Consider the following 16,313-nt stretch of genomic DNA (forward strand, 5'->3'; position numbering starts at 1 on the left):
CACGAAGATGGTAAGCAGCACAAGGCCGGTAGTCATGGCAGCGTTTTTGACTTGGGAAACCATTTGTTGCCCTCCTTTGGGCGGTTGAAGTGTTGCGGGTTCGCGGGCCTCATTCAAGCCGGCGCCGGCATACGTCGCAAGGCTTTCCGTCTGTACGTAGGCCCTACGTCGCCTTTAGCTTGATGTTGCCGGCGCGGGCCTCGTCCGCGTTGCGGAAGTCGCGTTCGAGGTACGCAATCACCACGCCGCGCGAGTCCTTGACGGTGCGCAGGGCGTTAACCCGCGCCTGGTCAACGTCCAGCGCCTTTGCCATCGCTCGGCGGTCGTCGTCATAGCGCAGGCCGAAGCAGCGCACAAAGGTGCAGTTCCCGAGTAGCGTTTTGTCGATCAGTGCCGGGCGCTGGGCGGCGGCCATGATGTGCAGGCCCTGGTGTCTGCCCTGGGTGATGCATTTCCGCCAGGCGGGCGGCGCCTGGCTGGCGCTGGTGACGTCGCTCAGTTCTTCGGCCAGGAACACCAAGTTTCCCGCGTCGAAGGCCAGGCGGCAGACGAAGGCAAAGGCGGCCTCCAGCTTCATGGAGTCGCCGGCCACGAAGCGCGCACGGAAGGGGCCGGCGCCGGCCTTGGCGACGGCCAGGGCCAGGGCCTTCAGGCTGGTGTATCGCGGCGCGTGCTTGTCGTACTCGTCGCGCGGGTCCCAGATCAGCAGGCGGGCCGGCTTCAGCTGCCGCAAGGCGGCATTGATGCTCACCCCCTTACCTGATCCGCTCGCGCCGATATAGGCCCATATCTTGGGCTCATTGCGGACGCTCACAGCCGGGTGCCCTCCTGCGGGGTGGCGCCTGCGGGCATGGGCGGCGGGCTGGGCGGCGCGGGCGGCCTGGGCGCGGGCCGGCTCAGTTCGGCGCGGCGGGCCTTGATCGCTGCATAGGTCGCCAGGCCGGGCGGCAGGGTCGCGCCGGCAAGGGCGATGTAAGGCCCGTACTGCGCGGCCAGCTCGCCGAATGTCAGGTCATGGCGGGCCATGACGGCGGCGCCTGCGTCCGAAATTGCGTCGAGCTGGCGGTCACTCCAGCAGGTGCCGAAGTCGGGCCAGAAGGCCATTGCCGGCGCCGCGATCATGCGGGCCATGCCCAGGGCATCGCGCAGGGCCTGGCGGTTTGCGGCTGTCAGGTCGGCCACGGCGGCGGCGGCCTTCTCTGCGGCGGCGGCGGCCTGTGTGCCCTCCAGGGCGTCGGCCTCGTCGATCAGGTGCGAGAGGTCGGGGCCGGGCGCCGCGCCGGCCTGGTCGCCGGCCTCGGGGGTGTCTTGGTTGTCGGGGTCCATGTCAGGCATTCGGGAAGAGGCCCCAGCCCATGGGCTTGCGCGCGGGCGCAGGGGCCGGCGCTGGGGCGGGTTCGGGGGCCGGCGCCGGCTTGGCGGGCGTCGGTGCGGGCTCGGGCTTGGCAGGGGCCGGCGCCGGCTTGGCGGCGGCGTGCTGCTCCTTCAGCAGCAGGCCGCGCGCCAGGGTGTCGGAGTGGTCGCCGCGCGTGAACAACTGCGCCTTACAGCAGTCCATGGCGAGGTAAGACAGGCCAGATGCCGACACGCGCAGGGAGGCAGTTCCGCCGCACAGCGGGCAGCGGGCCTTGCCAATCTCGTTTTCACGCGCTGCCATGGTTCAGCCCTCGGCGCCTGGCTGCTCGGGGTTGGCCGGGATCAGCGGCGCCGGTGGCTGGACCGATGCCGCGAAACGGGCGAACTCTTCGCGCGTCTCTTGCAGATATGCGCGCGTCAAGTACTGTTCGGCGACCAGGGCCTCCGCGAACTCGTTTCGAGTCGATCTCAGTTCGGCGCGCAGGTCGGCCAGGTCGGCGGCCAGGGCCTGCGCAAACTCGGCGGCTTCGGTCAGGTGTCCGCGAAGGCCACCGAATGCCGGTGCAGCATCAGCCGCGCGTGCCAGTCGTTCGGCGCGTTCGGTGATGGTCGGGAGGGTGTTGGCGCCGCTGTCGGTGCCGGTTTGGGGGGTGTTGGCGTCGTCGCCCATGGTGTCGAGTCCTTAAAGCCCCCCGGCTCCCCAAAACTCGCGCCGACAATGCCGGCTTTCATCAGATCCACGCGCGGCCCTCGCGGACAGTTATTGACACGGGTCCGAGGCTGCGCGGTCGGCTGCGCCGCCCTTGCCCATGCGCCCAGGTAGGCGCCGCGCGCCCACCCGGCCAGGCCGTGCCGTGCCTCGGCCTGCTCGCTGGCCTCCCAGGTGCCGCGCGGCTTCCAGCGCTTGCGGTTGCTGGTGCCCACCACTTCGGGCCGGTCCTTGTCAAACACGCCCAGCGGGCGGGGCTGGTAGGTGGTGCCGTAGCGGCCCATGCGGGGCTCAGTCTCGGCCAGCAGTCGCAGCTGATAGGCGCGGCCCGCCATGGCGCCGCCCTGGGCGTCCATGTAGGCCCGCCAGCAGGCGCGGCGCTCGCCGTCCCGGTTCACGGCCTCATGGCCCGCCACCAGGGCGCGCGTGCCGCCCTCCACGGCTTGGCGATCGATGCGGCGCAGTTCGCGCCACACAGTCACTGGCGGCTGTCCGATGGCCTGAAACTGCCTGATGCCCCATTCGCCGGCCCAGGCTTCCACGCGCTGGGCCTTGCGCCCGCCTTCCACCAATTCCAGCTGCTCGCCGCCGTACTCGTCGCGGTGGCCCTCGGTGCCCACGGCGCCGAAGTCGTCGATGTTCTTGGCGATGTACTTCGCCACATAGGCCGCCGCGCTGCCCTTGGCCGGGTCCAGCACTTCAAACTTGACCCGGTGCTCCTGGGCGCCTGGCTCGTCGCCTGCGTCCGTGAGCCACTGCTTGCGCATGATGGCTTGCAGTCGCTCCAGCTTGGCCGGCTCGGTCCAAATCAGCATGTGCCAATGTGGGCAGCCATCGTGATGCGGCTCGGCGATCCTGAAACCAAACACGCCGATGCGTTCGCGGTGCAGGGCTGAGCGCGTGCGCTGCCAGGTCTTGCGCAGCCAGCCTTGGCCCTCGCGCGGGGTGCTGCCGTCCCATTTGGGGTTTTTGCCGCCCTTGAACAGCTGGGCATGAAAGCGGCTCGGTAGGGTGTTGGTCGTGAACAGGCCCACCAGGCCGCGCGCCTGCGCCCATTCGTCGCAGCCTCGAATGCGGGTCATCAGCTCGCCGCGACGGATGGCCTTGTTCGCCGTGCTGGCCTCCACGGCGGCCCACAGGCTCAGAATCTGGCCGTCTGCGGCCTCTATCTCGGTGGCCTCCAGAATGGCCCGGTTCGCCTTGTGGCGGGCCTGGCGGCGCTGTACGGTTTCGTCCGTCACGTACGGCTGTCCCGTAAGTACGGAAACGCGCCCCGCTGCCTGGGCCTGGGCCTCGCGCTTACGTACGGCGGCGCGTCGAACCTGGCGGCGCCACCAGTGCGGGCAGCAGGCCCGTTTGACCATGCCGGCCAGCTGCTCGGCCACGGTGCCGGCGCCGCATTTGAACTCATCGAAGGGCCGGGCCTCCAGCTGCTCAAGCCGGGTATTGAGCCAGTCCCGCGTGATGATTTCTCGGGCCGCGCCTATGGCGTCGGTCATCCAGTCGGCACGGCGCCGCGCCAGGTCGCACAAGGCGCGGTCGCTGGCGTGCGGGTCAATGGGTGCGGTGGTGCGGTCCTCGCGGGCCTGCGCGATGGCCTCCAGGCCCTGCCTGTACTCGGCATTTGCCCAGGGGCGATCTGCTTCTTCGCGCGCCCAGCGCAGGAACGAGGCCGAGAAAGACACGGCCCAGTCTCAGAACAGGCTAGAAACGTCTGCCAGGTCGCGGCGCAGGGTGCGCGCACATGCGGCAATGCTGTCGCGGTCGGCCTCGTCCAGCGCTTCCCAGGGCTTGCGGGCCACTTCTCGCGGGTCGCCGTCCGTCTTGGCGGCCAGCATCACCAGCACGGTGCGGGTGCGCAGGGCCATCAAGCGCCAGGTCTTGCCCGGCAGGCTCTCGGCGCCCTGGGCGGCGCGGTGCTTGTCCAGGCTTTCCAGCAGCTTGGCTTGCGCCAGGCGCCCGAGCGTGAGGCCACGGGCTGCGGCCTCCGCGCGTAGGGCAATCAGTCCGGCAGCTTGGGCCAGTTCGGGATTAAGGGCGCCGCTCATTTGCCGGCCCTCACGAAGTCCGCAGCGTTGCGAAAGACCCGCGTTGTATCGTCGCTATCCTGGCCGGTTTCTGCCAGCTTCGCCAGCGCCACCACGCAGACGCATTGCGCCATCTTTTCCAGCGCGTGCGCCTGGCGCTCTGCGGCCTGGGCCTGGCGCTCGGCCAGGCTCTCCAGCGCCTTTGCGCGCGCGTTCAGTTCTTCAATCGCGCTCATCATGCCTTGCACTCCTTCAGGCGCTCGGCCTGGATCAGGAACTGATAGCCAGCGCGGGGGCCGGTGGTCGGCTCGATCCACGCGCCGGGCTCATTGGTGGCCGGGATGGGTGCCAGCAGCACCACGCGCACGGCCTGGGGCGCGGTGGCCTGGGGCTGGGTGTTGGGGACCGAATACCAGGCATCGGGCACGGTGCAGACGGCGCCGGCCTTGATGGGCTCGGCGGCTCTGGCGTTCGGCGGGTAGACCAGCAAAGACAGCACAAAGAGGATGAAGACCAGCACGGCCACCAGTGCAATCAGCCAGCCCTCTGGCAAGTCCGGGATTTCGCGGCGGCTCATTTCCAGCCCTCTACAACCACAAGACTCCCAAAGTCATCAACTACGGCTCTAGCGCTTGCGCAGTCTTCGCAGCCGCTCACACCGTAGCCAGGAAACACGCGGCGCAGGCCGGTATGGATGAAGACTTTCCAGAAGGCGGTCCCATGCTCGCGCCAGTGGTTGCAATAGGTCTTTGCGCTCATGGCTCAGCCCCCCGAGGTGATTGCCAGAGGCTGGCCGGCACGGATGCCGGCGATGTTGAGGCGGTTTGCCTTGGCGGCCAGTTCGCCCAGCTGCTCGGCGCGTTCGGCGCAATCGTTGAGCGCGTCGGCCAGCATGGCGGCCTCATGAGGCATCAGCGCGGCGCCGTTGAAGATCACCCGCCCCGGCTCGCTGTGGATCGAAGCGCAGCCGGCGCCGGTCTTGGTCGTGTATCGCGGCATAGAACCCCCTGGTTCGCTATCCCCCAGGCCCCAAGGGGAAGCGCCGGGCCTTTGCATGACCCCCATCGGCCGATGGCGGCTTAACTGGCCGCTGCCTCTGGTCCCGGCGCTTCCCCTTGCGGGGCTGACCGGGGAGGAACCGGGGGAGTTGTCAAGGAACCCGGTCAGCGAGGCGGACGTTATCCCAAGCCTCTTGTGACTCACAAGTTGCTTTTGATATTTCCCACTTGGGATAGTCGGGATACATTGGCGCCATGTGGCACCAGGGCCACGAAACCGGGGGGTTTCAATGCTTTCTACCGTCCAGCTTCTGGATATCGCACGCGCTCACCAGGGCGGCGTCTCGGACTATCGGATTGCCAAGCTCATAGGCATCAATCCGAACGCAATTTCCAACTACCGTACGGGCCGTTCAGTGCCCGCAGAGCCAATAGCCATGCGGCTTGCCGAGGTTGCGGGGGTCGATCCTGCCGAGGCGATTTTTGCCCTCAATGCCGAGCGCGCAAGCGATGAAGGCATGCGGGAATTCTGGCTTTCGCAGCTTCGCCGGGTGGCGGGCACTTCCAGACGCAAGACGGCGGATTGATGCCGCCCCTTGTCGCATTTTGAGACGGCGCTGCGGCGCCGTTTTTCTTTGGCTGATAAGGACTTAGACGCGATCAGCAGGGCGGCAAATTACACATTGTCATATCAATGACCATCTCCGACGCAGACCTCGGGGGTTAGCGCCTGGATGGCCTGGTAATGCGTCAGGAAGACCTGACCACTGAGCTGGCGCAAAAAGTCGGTGCGCTCCAGCCTGTCCATCACCGGACCCTTGACCTCGCTGAGGTGCAGCTTGATGCCGGCTTCTTGAAGGCGCTGGTCAATGGCTTCCAGGCTTTCCAGCGCGCTGGCATCGATTGCATTGATGGCCGAGCACTGCAGCAGCACATGTCTGAGCCCGGGCCGGCTGGCCACGGCATTGTTGATGCGGTCCTCAAGACTGCGCGCGTTGGCGAAATACAGGCTTTCGTCCACCCGCAGGCTCAGCAGCTGGGGCGCCGTTTTCACCTCATGGCGCAGCACATTGCGGAAGTGCTCGGTGCCCGGCACCAGGCCCACTTCCGCGATATGCGGACGGCTGCTGCGAGCGAGGTAGAGCAGCAGCGACAGCCCTACCCCCAGCACCAAGCCCCACTCCACCCCAAGCACCAGGGTGCCCAGCAGGGTGGCGGCGACCGCGGCGAAGTCGCTGCGGTCATAACGCCAGGTGCGCGCCAGCATGCCGAAGTCCACCAAGGACAGCACCGCCACCACGATGGTGGCCGCCAGTGTGGCCTGAGGCAGGTAGTACAGGGCCGGCGTGAGCAGCAGTGAGGCCGCCAGCAGGCCCATGGCCGTGAATACGCCCGCTGCGGGCGTTTGCGCACCCGCATCAAAATTGACCACCGAGCGGGCAAAACCGCCCGTGACCGGAAAGCCGCCGGTAAAGGCCGCCCCCAGATTGGCGCTGCCCAGGGCCACCAGCTCCTGGTCCGGCTCGATCCGCTGGCGGCGCTTGGCAGCCAGGGTCTGGCCCACCGACACCGATTCCACAAAACCCACCACGCTAATCAGGAGGGCGGGCAGGGCCAGCTCCTTCCACACCGCCGGGTCCAAGCTGGGCCAAGTGAGCGGTGGCAGGCCCTGGGGCACATGGCCCACGATCTTCATGCCCTGCCCCGCCCAGTCCAGCTGCCAGGACAGCCAGGTGCTCAGCGCGATAGCCGCTACCGGTCCCGCCTTGGCGCCGAGCTCGGCCGCGCGAGCCTTGAGGCCCAGGCGCATCAGCGCGGGCTTGAGCCCCTTGCGGGCCCAGAAGAGAAACACCGTGCAAACCAGGCCCAGCACCAGCGTGGGACCGTGCACCTTGTGCAGCTGGCCGGCCAGGGCACCCAGCAACTGCAGCAGATTGTGTCCCTCGGCCTTCACGCCCAGCAGCACCTTGAGCTGGCTCGCCGCGATCAGCAGGCCCGAGGCGGTGATGAAACCCGAGATCACCGGATGGCTCAGAAAGTTCGCCAGAAAACCCAGGCGCAGCAGACCCATGGCCAGCAGCATCAGGCCGCTGAGCGCGGCCAGGGTCAGGGCCAGCGTCCAGTACGCCGGGGAGCCGGCCGGCGCCAGCTGGCCAATGGCCGCCGCCGTCATCAGGGAGACCACGGCCACCGGCCCCACGGCCAGCACCCGGCTGCTACCGAACAGCGCATAGAGCAGCAAGGGCGCCACGCTGGCGTACAGCCCCACCTCGGGCGGCAGACCGGCCAGCAAAGCATAGGCCAGGCTCTGCGGAATCAGCATGATGGTGACGATGGCCGCTGCCACCAGATCGCTGACCAGGGTGCCGCGGTCATAGCGCCGCCCCCAGTCCAGCACAGGCAGACGCGGCAGCGCCCGCCACAGCCCTGTTCTGCGCCGGTTTGGCGGGCCGCCCTGCGCATCTGGCATCGCCGTCCCCTGCCCCGGCTCAGAGCGCATTGAGCGGAATCTTGATGTAGCGGGTGCCGTTGTCCTCGGGCGGCGGCAGCTCACCGGCACGCATATTCACCTGCACGGAGGGCAGGATCAGGGTGGGCATGGCCAGGGTGGCATCGCGCGCCTGACGCATGGCCACGAACTCATCCTCGCTGATGCCATCGCGCACATGGATGTTCTGGGCCCGCTGCTCCGCCACCGTGGTCTTGTACTGCAGCTCGCGGCCGCCGGGCAGGTAGTCGTGGCACATATAGAGCGTGGTTTGAGCCGGCAGGCTTAGCACCTTGTTGATGGAGCGGTAGAGCGTGCGCGCGTCGCCGCCGGGGAAGTCGCAGCGCGCCGTGCCGTAGTCCGGCATGAAGAGGGTGTCGCCCACAAAGGCGGCGGTCTCCTGGCCATCGCTCACCACATAGCTCATGCAGGCCGGCGTGTGGCCGGGGGTGTGCAGGGCGCGGGCCTGCAGGCCCCCGATGCTGAAGCTCTCACCATCGTCCAGCAGACGGTCGAACTGCCGGCCGTCGCGGGCAAACTCGGGCTCGGCGTTGAAAAGCGTGCCAAACACCTTCTGCACCGTGGTGATCTGGCGCCCAATGGCCGTCTGGCCGCCCAGCTGCTGCTTCAGATAGGGCGCGGCGCTGAGGTGATCGGCATGCACATGGGTTTCCAGAATCCATTGCACCGTAGCGCCCAAGGCGCGCACGCGCTCGATCAGCTTGTCGGCGCTGGCATGGCGGGTGCGGCCCGACTTGGGGTCGTAGTCCAGCACGCTGTCCACCAAGGCACATTGGCGCGTGTCGCGGTCGAGCACGATATAGCTCAGGGTCCAGGTATCCGGATCGAAGAAGGCCTCCACCTGCATGCGGCTGCCGCCGCCACTTGTGATACTGCCGCCGCTGTTTGCGGTCGTCGTGCTCGTCATCGTCATGCCAATCTCCTGTTCGTGGGGCCTCAGCCCAAGATGATGCATATCACCTCTCAAGTTGCATGCCAAGTCCACGACAGGGACTCAAGTGCCTGATGCACAAAGGTTTTTTCAATGTCTTCGGCAATCCAGCCATCGCAGTGGCAGTGCATTTGCTGCCAGCTTGGCAGTCCTTGGCAGGGTTGGCAGAATGCCTGCCATGCACGATGACAGCGCCCCACCCCCGCCTGCCGCCGCCGACCCGGCCGCCGGCTTGGTCCTGAGCTCAGGACCCCAGGTGCAAGCCCTGGTGTCCTACCTGGAGCACGAGGCCCGCCCCATGATCGTGCTGGACACCGACTACCGCATCCTGGCGGCCAACACCGCCTACCGGCGCCAGTTCGGCGCGGTCCAAAGGCCCTATCTGGGTCGGCCCTGCTACGAGGTCTCGCACGGCTACGACGTGCCCTGCGACCAGGCTGGGGAGCACTGCCCCATGGCCCGTGCCCGCGAGACCCGCGGACCGGACCGCGTGCTGCACATCCACCACACGCCACGCGGTCCCGAGCATGTGGATGTGGAGCTGCGCCCCATCCTCGACGCCTCGCGCGAGGTGGTGGCCTATGTGGAGCGCCTGTGTACCGTGCGCAGCGCCGCGCCCCGGCCCAGCGCCGACGGGCTTGTGGGGCGATCCCCGAGCTTCAATGCCGCCCTGGCCGCGGTGCAGCGCGTGGCGCCCTCGGCCCTGCCCGTGCTGCTGCTGGGTGAATCCGGCACCGGCAAGGAACTCTTTGCCCGCGCGGTGCACGAGGCCTGCGGCGCCGACAGGGCGGGCGGTCCCTTTGTGGTGGTGGACTGCTCCGGTCTGCCCGAAACCTTGTTCGAGAGCGAACTCTTCGGCTACGAAAAAGGCGCCTTCACCGGCGCCCAGGGCCGCAAGAAGGGCCTGGTGGAAACCGCTCAGGGCGGCACCCTCTTCCTGGACGAGATCGGCGATGTGCCCCTGTCCATGCAGGTCAAGCTGCTGCGCCTGATCGAGTCGGGCACCTACCGCCGCGTGGGTGGGGTCGAAACCCTGCAGGCCGACTTCCGTCTGGTGGCCGCCACCCACAAGCCCCTGGAGCAGATGGTGGCCCAAGGCCTGTTCCGACAGGACCTGTACTACCGCATCGCCGCCTTTCCCATCGTGCTGCCGCCCCTGCGCGAGCGCCGCGAGGACATCCCCATGCTGGTGGATTCCTTTTTGCAGCGCGCTCGTGGTTTCAAGGCGCGGATTCAGGTCTCACCCGAGGCGCTGGCGCGGCTGCAGGCCCATTCCTGGCCCGGCAATATCCGCGAGCTGCGCAATGTGCTGGAGCGGGCACGGCTGTTTGCCGACGATGGGGTGATCCGCACCAAGGATCTGCCCGCGGGCTTGGGGGTGCCGGTGGCGGCAGCAGTCACGGGGGGCGTTGCCACACCAGGCCCGCAACTTCCCGCGGCCTACCCCGACCCAGCGACTGCCGGGCCGGCTGCCGATTCAGCCCGCCCGCCCTTTGGACGGCCGACCCGGGAGCTGGATGACAGCGCCCTGCGGGCGTGGATCAGCCAGTTCAGCGGGACCCGGCGGGAGATGGCGTCCGCCCTGGGCTGGAGCGAGCGGACCTTGTATCGGCGCTTGAAGGCGCTGGCCGGCGGCTGATCCGGCCGCTTGGCCGCGGCCTGTGAACTCAGGGCGTTCCAATCAAGACACTGTTGTTGCTGCTGTCGGTGTCTGCGCTGGCTCGCACGCTGACGTTGAACAGCGTGGACTGCGTCACGCCCGGGGCAAAGCTGTAGGGCAAGGTGAAGACCAGTGCGCCATCCTTGGGCAGCCTCGGCAGAGTCATATCGCCCACCTTCAACTCCGTGGGACACACCGCGCCACCGGAAGCGCTGCAGCTGATGGTGCCCAAGGTGGGCGCCGTGGCGGTAGGGCTGCTCAGCAGGTCGATCCGCAGCTGCGCATCAGAGGACGCATCAGGCCCCTTATTGCCCACCGTGACCACATAGTTGAAGCTGCCACCCGCCGGCACCTTGCCACCGGGGCCCGTCGCTTGAACGGACACGTCCACGCTGTAGACCTTGAAGCCCAGCGAGTTGTTGCTGGCGGACAGCTGCCCGCCATTGGTGCTCATGGCCGAGGCGCTCAGATTGATCACCTTGCTGGTGCCCAGCTTGACCACACCCGCCACATCAAAGCTGAGCGAGGAGCCGGGCTGCAGATTGCTGATGGACATGCGTGCACCACTGGCGGGGCAGACGGAACCCGGGTTGTCCGACTTGCAGTTCAGCACCTTGATGTCCTGCAACTCAGCGTCGGCCGTGATGCTGAGGTCGGTCGTCCCCGCCACCCCCTTGCCCACATTGCTCAGTTGGATGCTGGCCAGTATTTGGCTGCCATTGCTCGAAGGAATCGGGTTACCGGCGGGCTTGACCAGCACTGACAGTTCCGCCGCATTGATGGGCGGCGGCGGGATGACCTCGCCACCTCCACCGCCGCCGCAGGCGCTGAGAAAAACCAGCGCAGACATCGTGGCGAACGCCAGTGCCCCGCGACGACGGGGGTGGGCTTTGATCTTGGCGGTTTGCTGACTCATAGTGGTTCCTCGAAAGCTTTTGGGAGAAGAAGGCGAAACAGAGCTGTCGATGAACTGATGAGGTCCAAAGTGTGTTTCGGTAGGGGGTGGAAGAGGTGCGGAATTTTATGGGCCGGGCTCGCGAAAACACCCACAAACGCCCGGCGGGCCGCGGAGGTAGCGCGTCCTGGTCCCCCAGGTATCACGTGCCTGGTCTTCGGGCCGCTCCGACCTTGGGTCGCGCCGCATATGACAGCGTCACAGCTTGTTCACCAAGCCTGCCTAGACTTCACGCGGCTGTCACTGCCGGGCTTTCACGAGCTTGTGCGTGGCCCCTGCATCTTGCCCCTTGCTCGCTCCCCCGCATGAAGCTGCTGCCTCTTCGACTTCTCGTCCTGCTGCTGGCAGCCTCCCTGCTGAGCGCCTGCTCGCCACGGCTGATGCTGGTGCGCGGCGTGGCGGATGAACTGGCTGGCCAGGGTCTGGTCGAGGAGGAGGACCTGCAGCTCGCGCGTGAGTCCAGTGCCTTCTATCTGAAGCTGTCCGAGTCCCTGCTGCGCCAGACGCCGGGGCATCTGGCACTGGCGGAGTCGGTGGCGGGCGGCTTCACGCAATATGCCTATGCCTTTGTGGCCTTCGAGGCCGACCGTCTCGAGAGCCGCGATGCGCGTGCCGCGCAGCAGCTGCGCCAGCGTGCAGCGCGCCTGTACGGACGCGCCCATCGCCACGCCATGGCAGCACTGGAGCAACATCATGACGGCGTCTTCCTGAAGCGCCTGCAGCAGACGCCAACGCAACAGCCGCTGCCACCTTTGCCCGCAGAGCAGGTGGGCCTGGCCTACTGGGCGGCGGCTTCGTGGGCCGCCTATATCTCGCTGTCCAAGGACCGGCCCGAGGCGGTGGCCGATTTGCCGCTGGCCCTGCGTCTGGCCGAATGGGCCTGGGTGACCCAGCCCGCACATGGCGAGGGTGCTCTGGCCGCGCTGCTGGGCACCTTGGAAGCTTCGCGCCCCGGCGGCAGTGCTCGCCGGGCCGAAAGCCTGTTCGACCAGGCAATTGGCGCCGCCGGCGGCCGCAATGCCGGCACCCTGGTGGGCAAGGCCGAGACGCTGGCCCTGCCCGCCGGTGATCGCGCCACCTTCGAGGCCCTGCTGCGCCAGGCACTGGCCGTGCCCGGGCAGAGCCTGGGCAATCAGGTGATGCGCCAGCGCGCGCAATGGCTGCTGGACAGCGCTGACGATCTCTTCTGAGGCCCGGCAGCCTGCCGGGTTCCTCCCGTTTCAAGCAAGAAGCCCCCTCTCCCACACCGCCACGTCAATGACACAACATCGCCTCCACCGTCGCCACGCCGCCGCCCTGCTGCTGGCCTTGATGAGCACCGTCGGCAGCGCCTGGGCACAGGCGCCGGTGCAATTGCGCATCGGCAGCCTGGTGCCCAAGAACTCGCTATACCACCAGCAACTGATGGAACTGGGTGAAGGCTGGCGTGCGGCGCAGGGCGGCAATGCCCGCTTCGTGGCCTTCACCGATGGCAGCCAGGGCGGCGAGGCCGAGCTGGCCCGGCGCATGCGCATCGGCCAGCTGCAGGGTGCGCTGATGTCGGTGGTGGGACTGCGTGAGATCGAACCCACCGTGGCCGCATTGCAGAACCTGCCGCTGCTGTTTCGCAGCTGGGAAGAGGTGGACCATGTGCGCGAGAAGATGCGCCCGGCCATGGAAAAGCGCTTTCTCGATCGCGGCTTCGTGGTGGTGGCCTGGGGCGACGCAGGCTGGGTGCGCTTTTTCTCCAAGGAGCCCGCGCTGCGACCGGATGACTTCAAGCGCATGAAGTTCTTCGCCTGGGGCTCGGAGCCCGAGCAACAGGCCATCATGAAAAGCCTGGGCTACACGCCGGTGCCGCTGGAGACGGCCGACATCCTGCCCGCCATGCAGACCGGCATGATCAGCGTGGTGCCGTCCACACCCTACTTCGCGCTGGCGAGTCAGATTTACAACACCGCCGGCCAGATGCTGGACATCAACTGGGCGCCCATCGTTGGGGCCTTGGTGGTGACCAAGAAGGCCTGGGATGCGATGACGCCCGCCGCCCAGCAGGCGCTGAAAAGCGGTGGTGAGAAGGCCGGCGTGGTGATGCGCCAGCAGGCCCGCCGGGAAGTGGACGAGGCGGTGGAGGCTATGAAGAAACGCGGCCTCAAGGTGAACAAGCCCACGCCCGAGCAGATGCGCGAGTGGAATGAACTGGCCGAGCGCCTGTACCCGCGCATCCGCGGCAGCATGGTGCCGGCCGACACCTTTGACGAGGTCTTCATGCACCTCAAGGCCTACCGCGCCAGCAAGGGGCAGTGAAGATGTCAGACCACGCCGCGCCGGCGACTGCAGCGGCGCCGGACCGGCCTGCAAGCGGCGCCCTGGCCCGCTGGCTGCCGCGCTTTGACGAGGGCATCGCCTCCGCCGCACTGGCGCTGATGGTGCTGCTGCCGCTGGCCGAGATTGCGCTGCGCCCGCTGATGGGTCGCGGCATCGAGAACGCGCCGGTGCTGGTACAGCACCTGGGCCTGCTGCTGGCCATGTTTGGCGCGGTGGCGGCCGAGCGCCATGGCCACCTCAGCACCCTGGGCAGCAGCCTGGGCCAGCTGGGCAGCGAACGCAGCCAGGCCTGGGTGCAGGCCGTGGCCAAGGGCAGCGCCGCCCTGCTGTGCGGCATGCTGGCGATGGCCAGCTGGCGCTTCGTGGCCAGCGAGATCCAGGGCGCGCAGACGCTGGCCTACGGCCTGCCAGTGTGGTGGGTGCAGGCCGGCATGCCGCTGGGCTTTGCGCTGCTGGGTTTCAAGCTGGGCCTGCGCTGCGCCCCGGGCCTGCTGCCGCGCATCGCGCTGGGCCTGACCCTGCCGCTGAGCGGCTGGCTGCTGGCCGCCGCGGGCGATGGCCAGGGCGGGTTGTTGTGGCCGGCGCTGGCCTTGCTGCTGCTGGCGCTGCTGGCCGGTGCGCCGGTGTTTGCGGTGCTGGGTGGGCTGGCGCTGGCACTGTTCTGGAGCGAGGGGCTGCCGCTGGCCTCGATTGCGCTCTCGCACTACCAGATCACGGTCAACCCCTCCCTGCCCGCCCTGCCGCTGTTCACGCTGGCCGGCCTGGTGATGGCGCGCACGGGGGCGGCGCAGCGCCTGGGCACCCTCTTCGTGGCGCTGTTTGGCGGCGGCGCACGTGGCACGGTGCTGGCCGCCGCCGTGCTGTGCTCGGCCTTCACCGCTTTCACCGGCGGCAGCGGCGTGACGATTCTGGCGCTGGGTGGCCTGCTGCTGCCCCTGCTGCGCAATGCCGGCTACCCCGAGCAGCGCGGCATCGGCCTGGTGACTAGCGCCAGCGCTCTGGGCGTGCTGCTGGCGCCCTCGGTGCCGCTGATCATGTATGCGGTGATCGCCCGCGTGCCCATCATGGACATGTTCCTGGCCGGCCTCGTGCCGGCCCTGGTGATGGTGGCCTGCCTGCTGCTGTTCGGCGGCTTTCTGCGCGGCAGCAGCCCTGTGGGCAGCCCTGCCGCAGCGAGCCGGCCGAACGCGCGCCAGGCCCTGGCGGCGGCCTGGACCGCCAAATGGGAGCTGCTGGCGCCTGTGGTGGCCATAGGCTCCCTGGCCAGCGGCCTGGCCACACCCACCGAGAGTGCGGCGCTGACGGCGGCCTATGCGCTGCTGACCCAGGCGCTGGCGCATCGCGAGCTGGGCTGGCGCCTGCTCGCGCGCTGCCTGTCCGAATGCGCGCAGCTGATCGGCGGCGTGATGCTGATCCTGGGCATGGCGCTGGCGCTGACCAACTACCTGGTGGATGCGGGCATTCCGGATCGGGCGGTGGAATGGGTGCAGGGCGCCATCCCGAACAAGTACCTGTTCCTGCTGGCCCTGTGCGCCTTCCTGTTCGTCGCGGCCGCCTTGATGGAGATTTTTGCCGCCATCGCGGTGCTGGTGCCCCTGCTGCTGCCGCTGGCACTCGCCTACGGCATCGACCCGGTGCACTTCGGCATCATCTTCCTGGCGGCGATGGAGCTGGGCTTTCTGTGCCCGCCGGCCGGCATGAACATCTACTTTGCGGCCGCCATGTTCGGCAAGTCGATCCGCTATGTGGCGAGCGCGGTGCTGCCGGCCATGCTCGCCATCTTTGTGGGCACGCTGCTGATTGCGCTGCTGCCGGGCTTGAGCCTCGGGCTGGCAGCGCTGGTCCGCTAGACGGCAGGCGCAGCCGCGCCTGCCGCGACAAGCGCCCTGCCTGGGACCGCTTAGCCGCGCTGTTGGCGGCGACGTGCCACGGCCACGCCGGCCAGGGCCAGTCCCACCAGGGCAAACGATGCGGGCTCGGGCACCTTGTTGCTGCCACTGAGGGTCACATTGTCCAAGGCGAAGAACTCGCTGCCGGAGTTGTTGCCCCAGCCAAAGCCATAACCCACCCAGCGCACGCTGTAGCTGCCAGGGCCCAGGCTAGACGCCAGATCCACGCTCAGGTTCTGGCCGCTGGTGGCCGTAGAGGCAATGAGATCCCGGGCCACGTTGCCATAGCCCTTGCCCTGATCCAGTTGCACACCGAACTTGTACTGACGCTCAGTCGGGAAGCCCCAGTTGTGGTTGTGGAAGTGGGTGAAGGAGAGCTTGAGGTTCTCCACCGTGTTGTCCAGGGTGAAGCTCAGCCAGGGCGTGTTGTCCGTGGAGTTGAACATACGGGTCACGGACAGCTTGTTGCCGCTCCAGTTCTCCACACCATTGTTGTCGGTGTTGAACAGGGCCTTGCGAACGCCGGGGGCGGTGCTGCTGGCCTCGATGTCGGAAACCTTGTTATTGGCCGCGTTCTGGAAGGTCCAGCTCGCCAGCACGCCCGCTTGGGCCGCGCCGGCCAGCAGCAGGCCGGTGGCGCCCAGGGCGAGACGGGTCTTGGTATTCAGCTTGATCAGGTTCATCTTCTCTTCTACTCCTCCGCTTGAAGCGAGACAGGAGCGCTCCGGCCATGCAGCGGCGCGGCTGGGGCCAGCCGTGTCGCAGACGGAGTGCTCCGGGGTGGTGGGCGACTGCCTCAGGCTATGGCGGCGGCGGCATGGCCTGGTGGTTTGCCACCAGGGCCGGGCGATGCATCACCCTGGCCGCGTCGCTGCCCTTTCAGCAGACGAACGGATTATCCGGGCCGCCAAGCATGCCCCCTCCCCCTCAGTCCGGGTGTCACCCCCCACATGCCTGGGCAATTTCGCACGG

At 67.8% G+C, this 16,313-nt stretch carries 17 protein-coding genes; 5 read left to right on the plus strand and 12 right to left on the minus strand.

Annotated features, from left to right (window positions below):
- Window positions 1-163: 163 nt before the first annotated feature.
- The 8 genes from DFR39_RS10740 to DFR39_RS10775 all read right to left on the minus strand — a co-directional run bounded on the left by DFR39_RS10740 (window position 164) and on the right by DFR39_RS10775 (window position 5,091).
- Complete coding sequence (locus DFR39_RS10740) at window positions 164-814, minus strand: hypothetical protein (protein ID WP_133603559.1); 651 nt, start codon at window positions 812-814, stop codon at window positions 164-166.
- The gene (locus DFR39_RS10745) at window positions 811-1,326 is read right to left on the minus strand and encodes a hypothetical protein (RefSeq protein ID WP_133603560.1); all 516 of its coding nucleotides are present in this window, start codon (window positions 1,324-1,326) and stop codon (window positions 811-813) included. Before DFR39_RS10745 ends, DFR39_RS10740 begins: the two co-directional genes overlap by 4 nt.
- Before the next feature lies 1 nt (window position 1,327).
- A complete protein-coding gene (locus DFR39_RS19845) occupies window positions 1,328-1,657 on the minus strand; it encodes a hypothetical protein (RefSeq protein WP_162849484.1) in 330 nt (109 codons plus the stop codon).
- Window positions 1,658-1,887: 230 nt separating this feature from the next.
- Entirely contained in the window at window positions 1,888-3,750 is a 1,863-nt protein-coding gene (locus DFR39_RS10755; RefSeq protein WP_133603561.1) for a replication endonuclease, read from the minus strand.
- Between the two features lie 9 nt (window positions 3,751-3,759).
- Window positions 3,760-4,113, minus strand: coding sequence for a hypothetical protein (locus tag DFR39_RS10760; protein ID WP_133603562.1), 354 nt, complete (start codon window positions 4,111-4,113; stop codon window positions 3,760-3,762).
- On the minus strand, window positions 4,110-4,331 hold the full coding sequence (locus DFR39_RS10765; RefSeq protein ID WP_133603563.1) for a hypothetical protein: 222 nt from the start codon (window positions 4,329-4,331) through the stop codon (window positions 4,110-4,112). Before DFR39_RS10765 ends, DFR39_RS10760 begins: the two co-directional genes overlap by 4 nt.
- Window positions 4,328-4,669, minus strand: coding sequence for a hypothetical protein (locus tag DFR39_RS10770; protein ID WP_133603564.1), 342 nt, complete (start codon window positions 4,667-4,669; stop codon window positions 4,328-4,330). Before DFR39_RS10770 ends, DFR39_RS10765 begins: the two co-directional genes overlap by 4 nt.
- A gap of 185 nt (window positions 4,670-4,854) precedes the next feature.
- Window positions 4,855-5,091 (minus strand): hypothetical protein, encoded by a 237-nt coding sequence (locus DFR39_RS10775; RefSeq protein WP_133603565.1) that lies wholly within the window; start codon window positions 5,089-5,091, stop codon window positions 4,855-4,857.
- Between the two features lie 289 nt (window positions 5,092-5,380).
- Between DFR39_RS10775 and DFR39_RS10780 the strand changes: the two genes are divergently transcribed.
- Entirely contained in the window at window positions 5,381-5,677 is a 297-nt protein-coding gene (locus DFR39_RS10780; protein WP_133603566.1) for a helix-turn-helix domain-containing protein, read from the plus strand.
- 104 nt (window positions 5,678-5,781) lie between these two features.
- Here DFR39_RS10780 and DFR39_RS10785 read toward each other — a convergent pair whose 3' ends face one another.
- A complete protein-coding gene (locus DFR39_RS10785; RefSeq protein ID WP_246030788.1) occupies window positions 5,782-7,488 on the minus strand; it encodes a SulP family inorganic anion transporter in 1,707 nt (568 codons plus the stop codon).
- A gap of 91 nt (window positions 7,489-7,579) precedes the next feature.
- Complete coding sequence (locus DFR39_RS10790; protein WP_133603775.1) at window positions 7,580-8,446, minus strand: MBL fold metallo-hydrolase; 867 nt, start codon at window positions 8,444-8,446, stop codon at window positions 7,580-7,582.
- Window positions 8,447-8,768: 322 nt separating this feature from the next.
- Between DFR39_RS10790 and DFR39_RS10795 the strand changes: the two genes are divergently transcribed.
- Complete coding sequence (locus DFR39_RS10795; RefSeq protein WP_409847482.1) at window positions 8,769-10,169, plus strand: sigma-54 interaction domain-containing protein; 1,401 nt, start codon at window positions 8,769-8,771, stop codon at window positions 10,167-10,169.
- Between the two features lie 28 nt (window positions 10,170-10,197).
- On the opposite strand, the gene DFR39_RS10800 is transcribed toward DFR39_RS10795, so the two are convergent.
- Complete coding sequence (locus tag DFR39_RS10800) at window positions 10,198-11,040, minus strand: COG1361 family protein (RefSeq protein WP_133603568.1); 843 nt, start codon at window positions 11,038-11,040, stop codon at window positions 10,198-10,200.
- Between the two features lie 410 nt (window positions 11,041-11,450).
- Here DFR39_RS10800 and DFR39_RS10805 point away from each other — a divergent pair, with 410 nt between their 5' ends.
- The 3 genes from DFR39_RS10805 to DFR39_RS10815 all read left to right on the plus strand — a co-directional run bounded on the left by DFR39_RS10805 (window position 11,451) and on the right by DFR39_RS10815 (window position 15,302).
- Window positions 11,451-12,335, plus strand: coding sequence for a TRAP transporter TatT component family protein (locus DFR39_RS10805; protein WP_133603569.1), 885 nt, complete (start codon window positions 11,451-11,453; stop codon window positions 12,333-12,335).
- Window positions 12,336-12,402: 67 nt separating this feature from the next.
- Window positions 12,403-13,431, plus strand: coding sequence for a TRAP transporter substrate-binding protein (locus DFR39_RS10810; protein WP_133603570.1), 1,029 nt, complete (start codon window positions 12,403-12,405; stop codon window positions 13,429-13,431).
- Between the two features lie 2 nt (window positions 13,432-13,433).
- Window positions 13,434-15,302 carry a TRAP transporter large permease subunit gene (locus tag DFR39_RS10815; protein ID WP_133603571.1) on the plus strand — a complete coding sequence of 623 codons (1,869 nt, stop codon included), beginning with the start codon at window positions 13,434-13,436 and terminating at the stop codon, window positions 15,300-15,302.
- A gap of 50 nt (window positions 15,303-15,352) precedes the next feature.
- Here the strand turns inward: DFR39_RS10815 and DFR39_RS10820 are convergent, their stop codons facing one another.
- Window positions 15,353-16,024 carry a PEP-CTERM sorting domain-containing protein gene (locus DFR39_RS10820; protein ID WP_133603572.1) on the minus strand — a complete coding sequence of 224 codons (672 nt, stop codon included), beginning with the start codon at window positions 16,022-16,024 and terminating at the stop codon, window positions 15,353-15,355.
- Between the last annotated feature and the right edge of the window lie 289 nt (window positions 16,025-16,313).

It is taken from the genome of Roseateles asaccharophilus (genome assembly GCF_004362405.1).
GTDB lineage: Bacteria > Pseudomonadota > Gammaproteobacteria > Burkholderiales > Burkholderiaceae_C > Kinneretia > Kinneretia asaccharophila.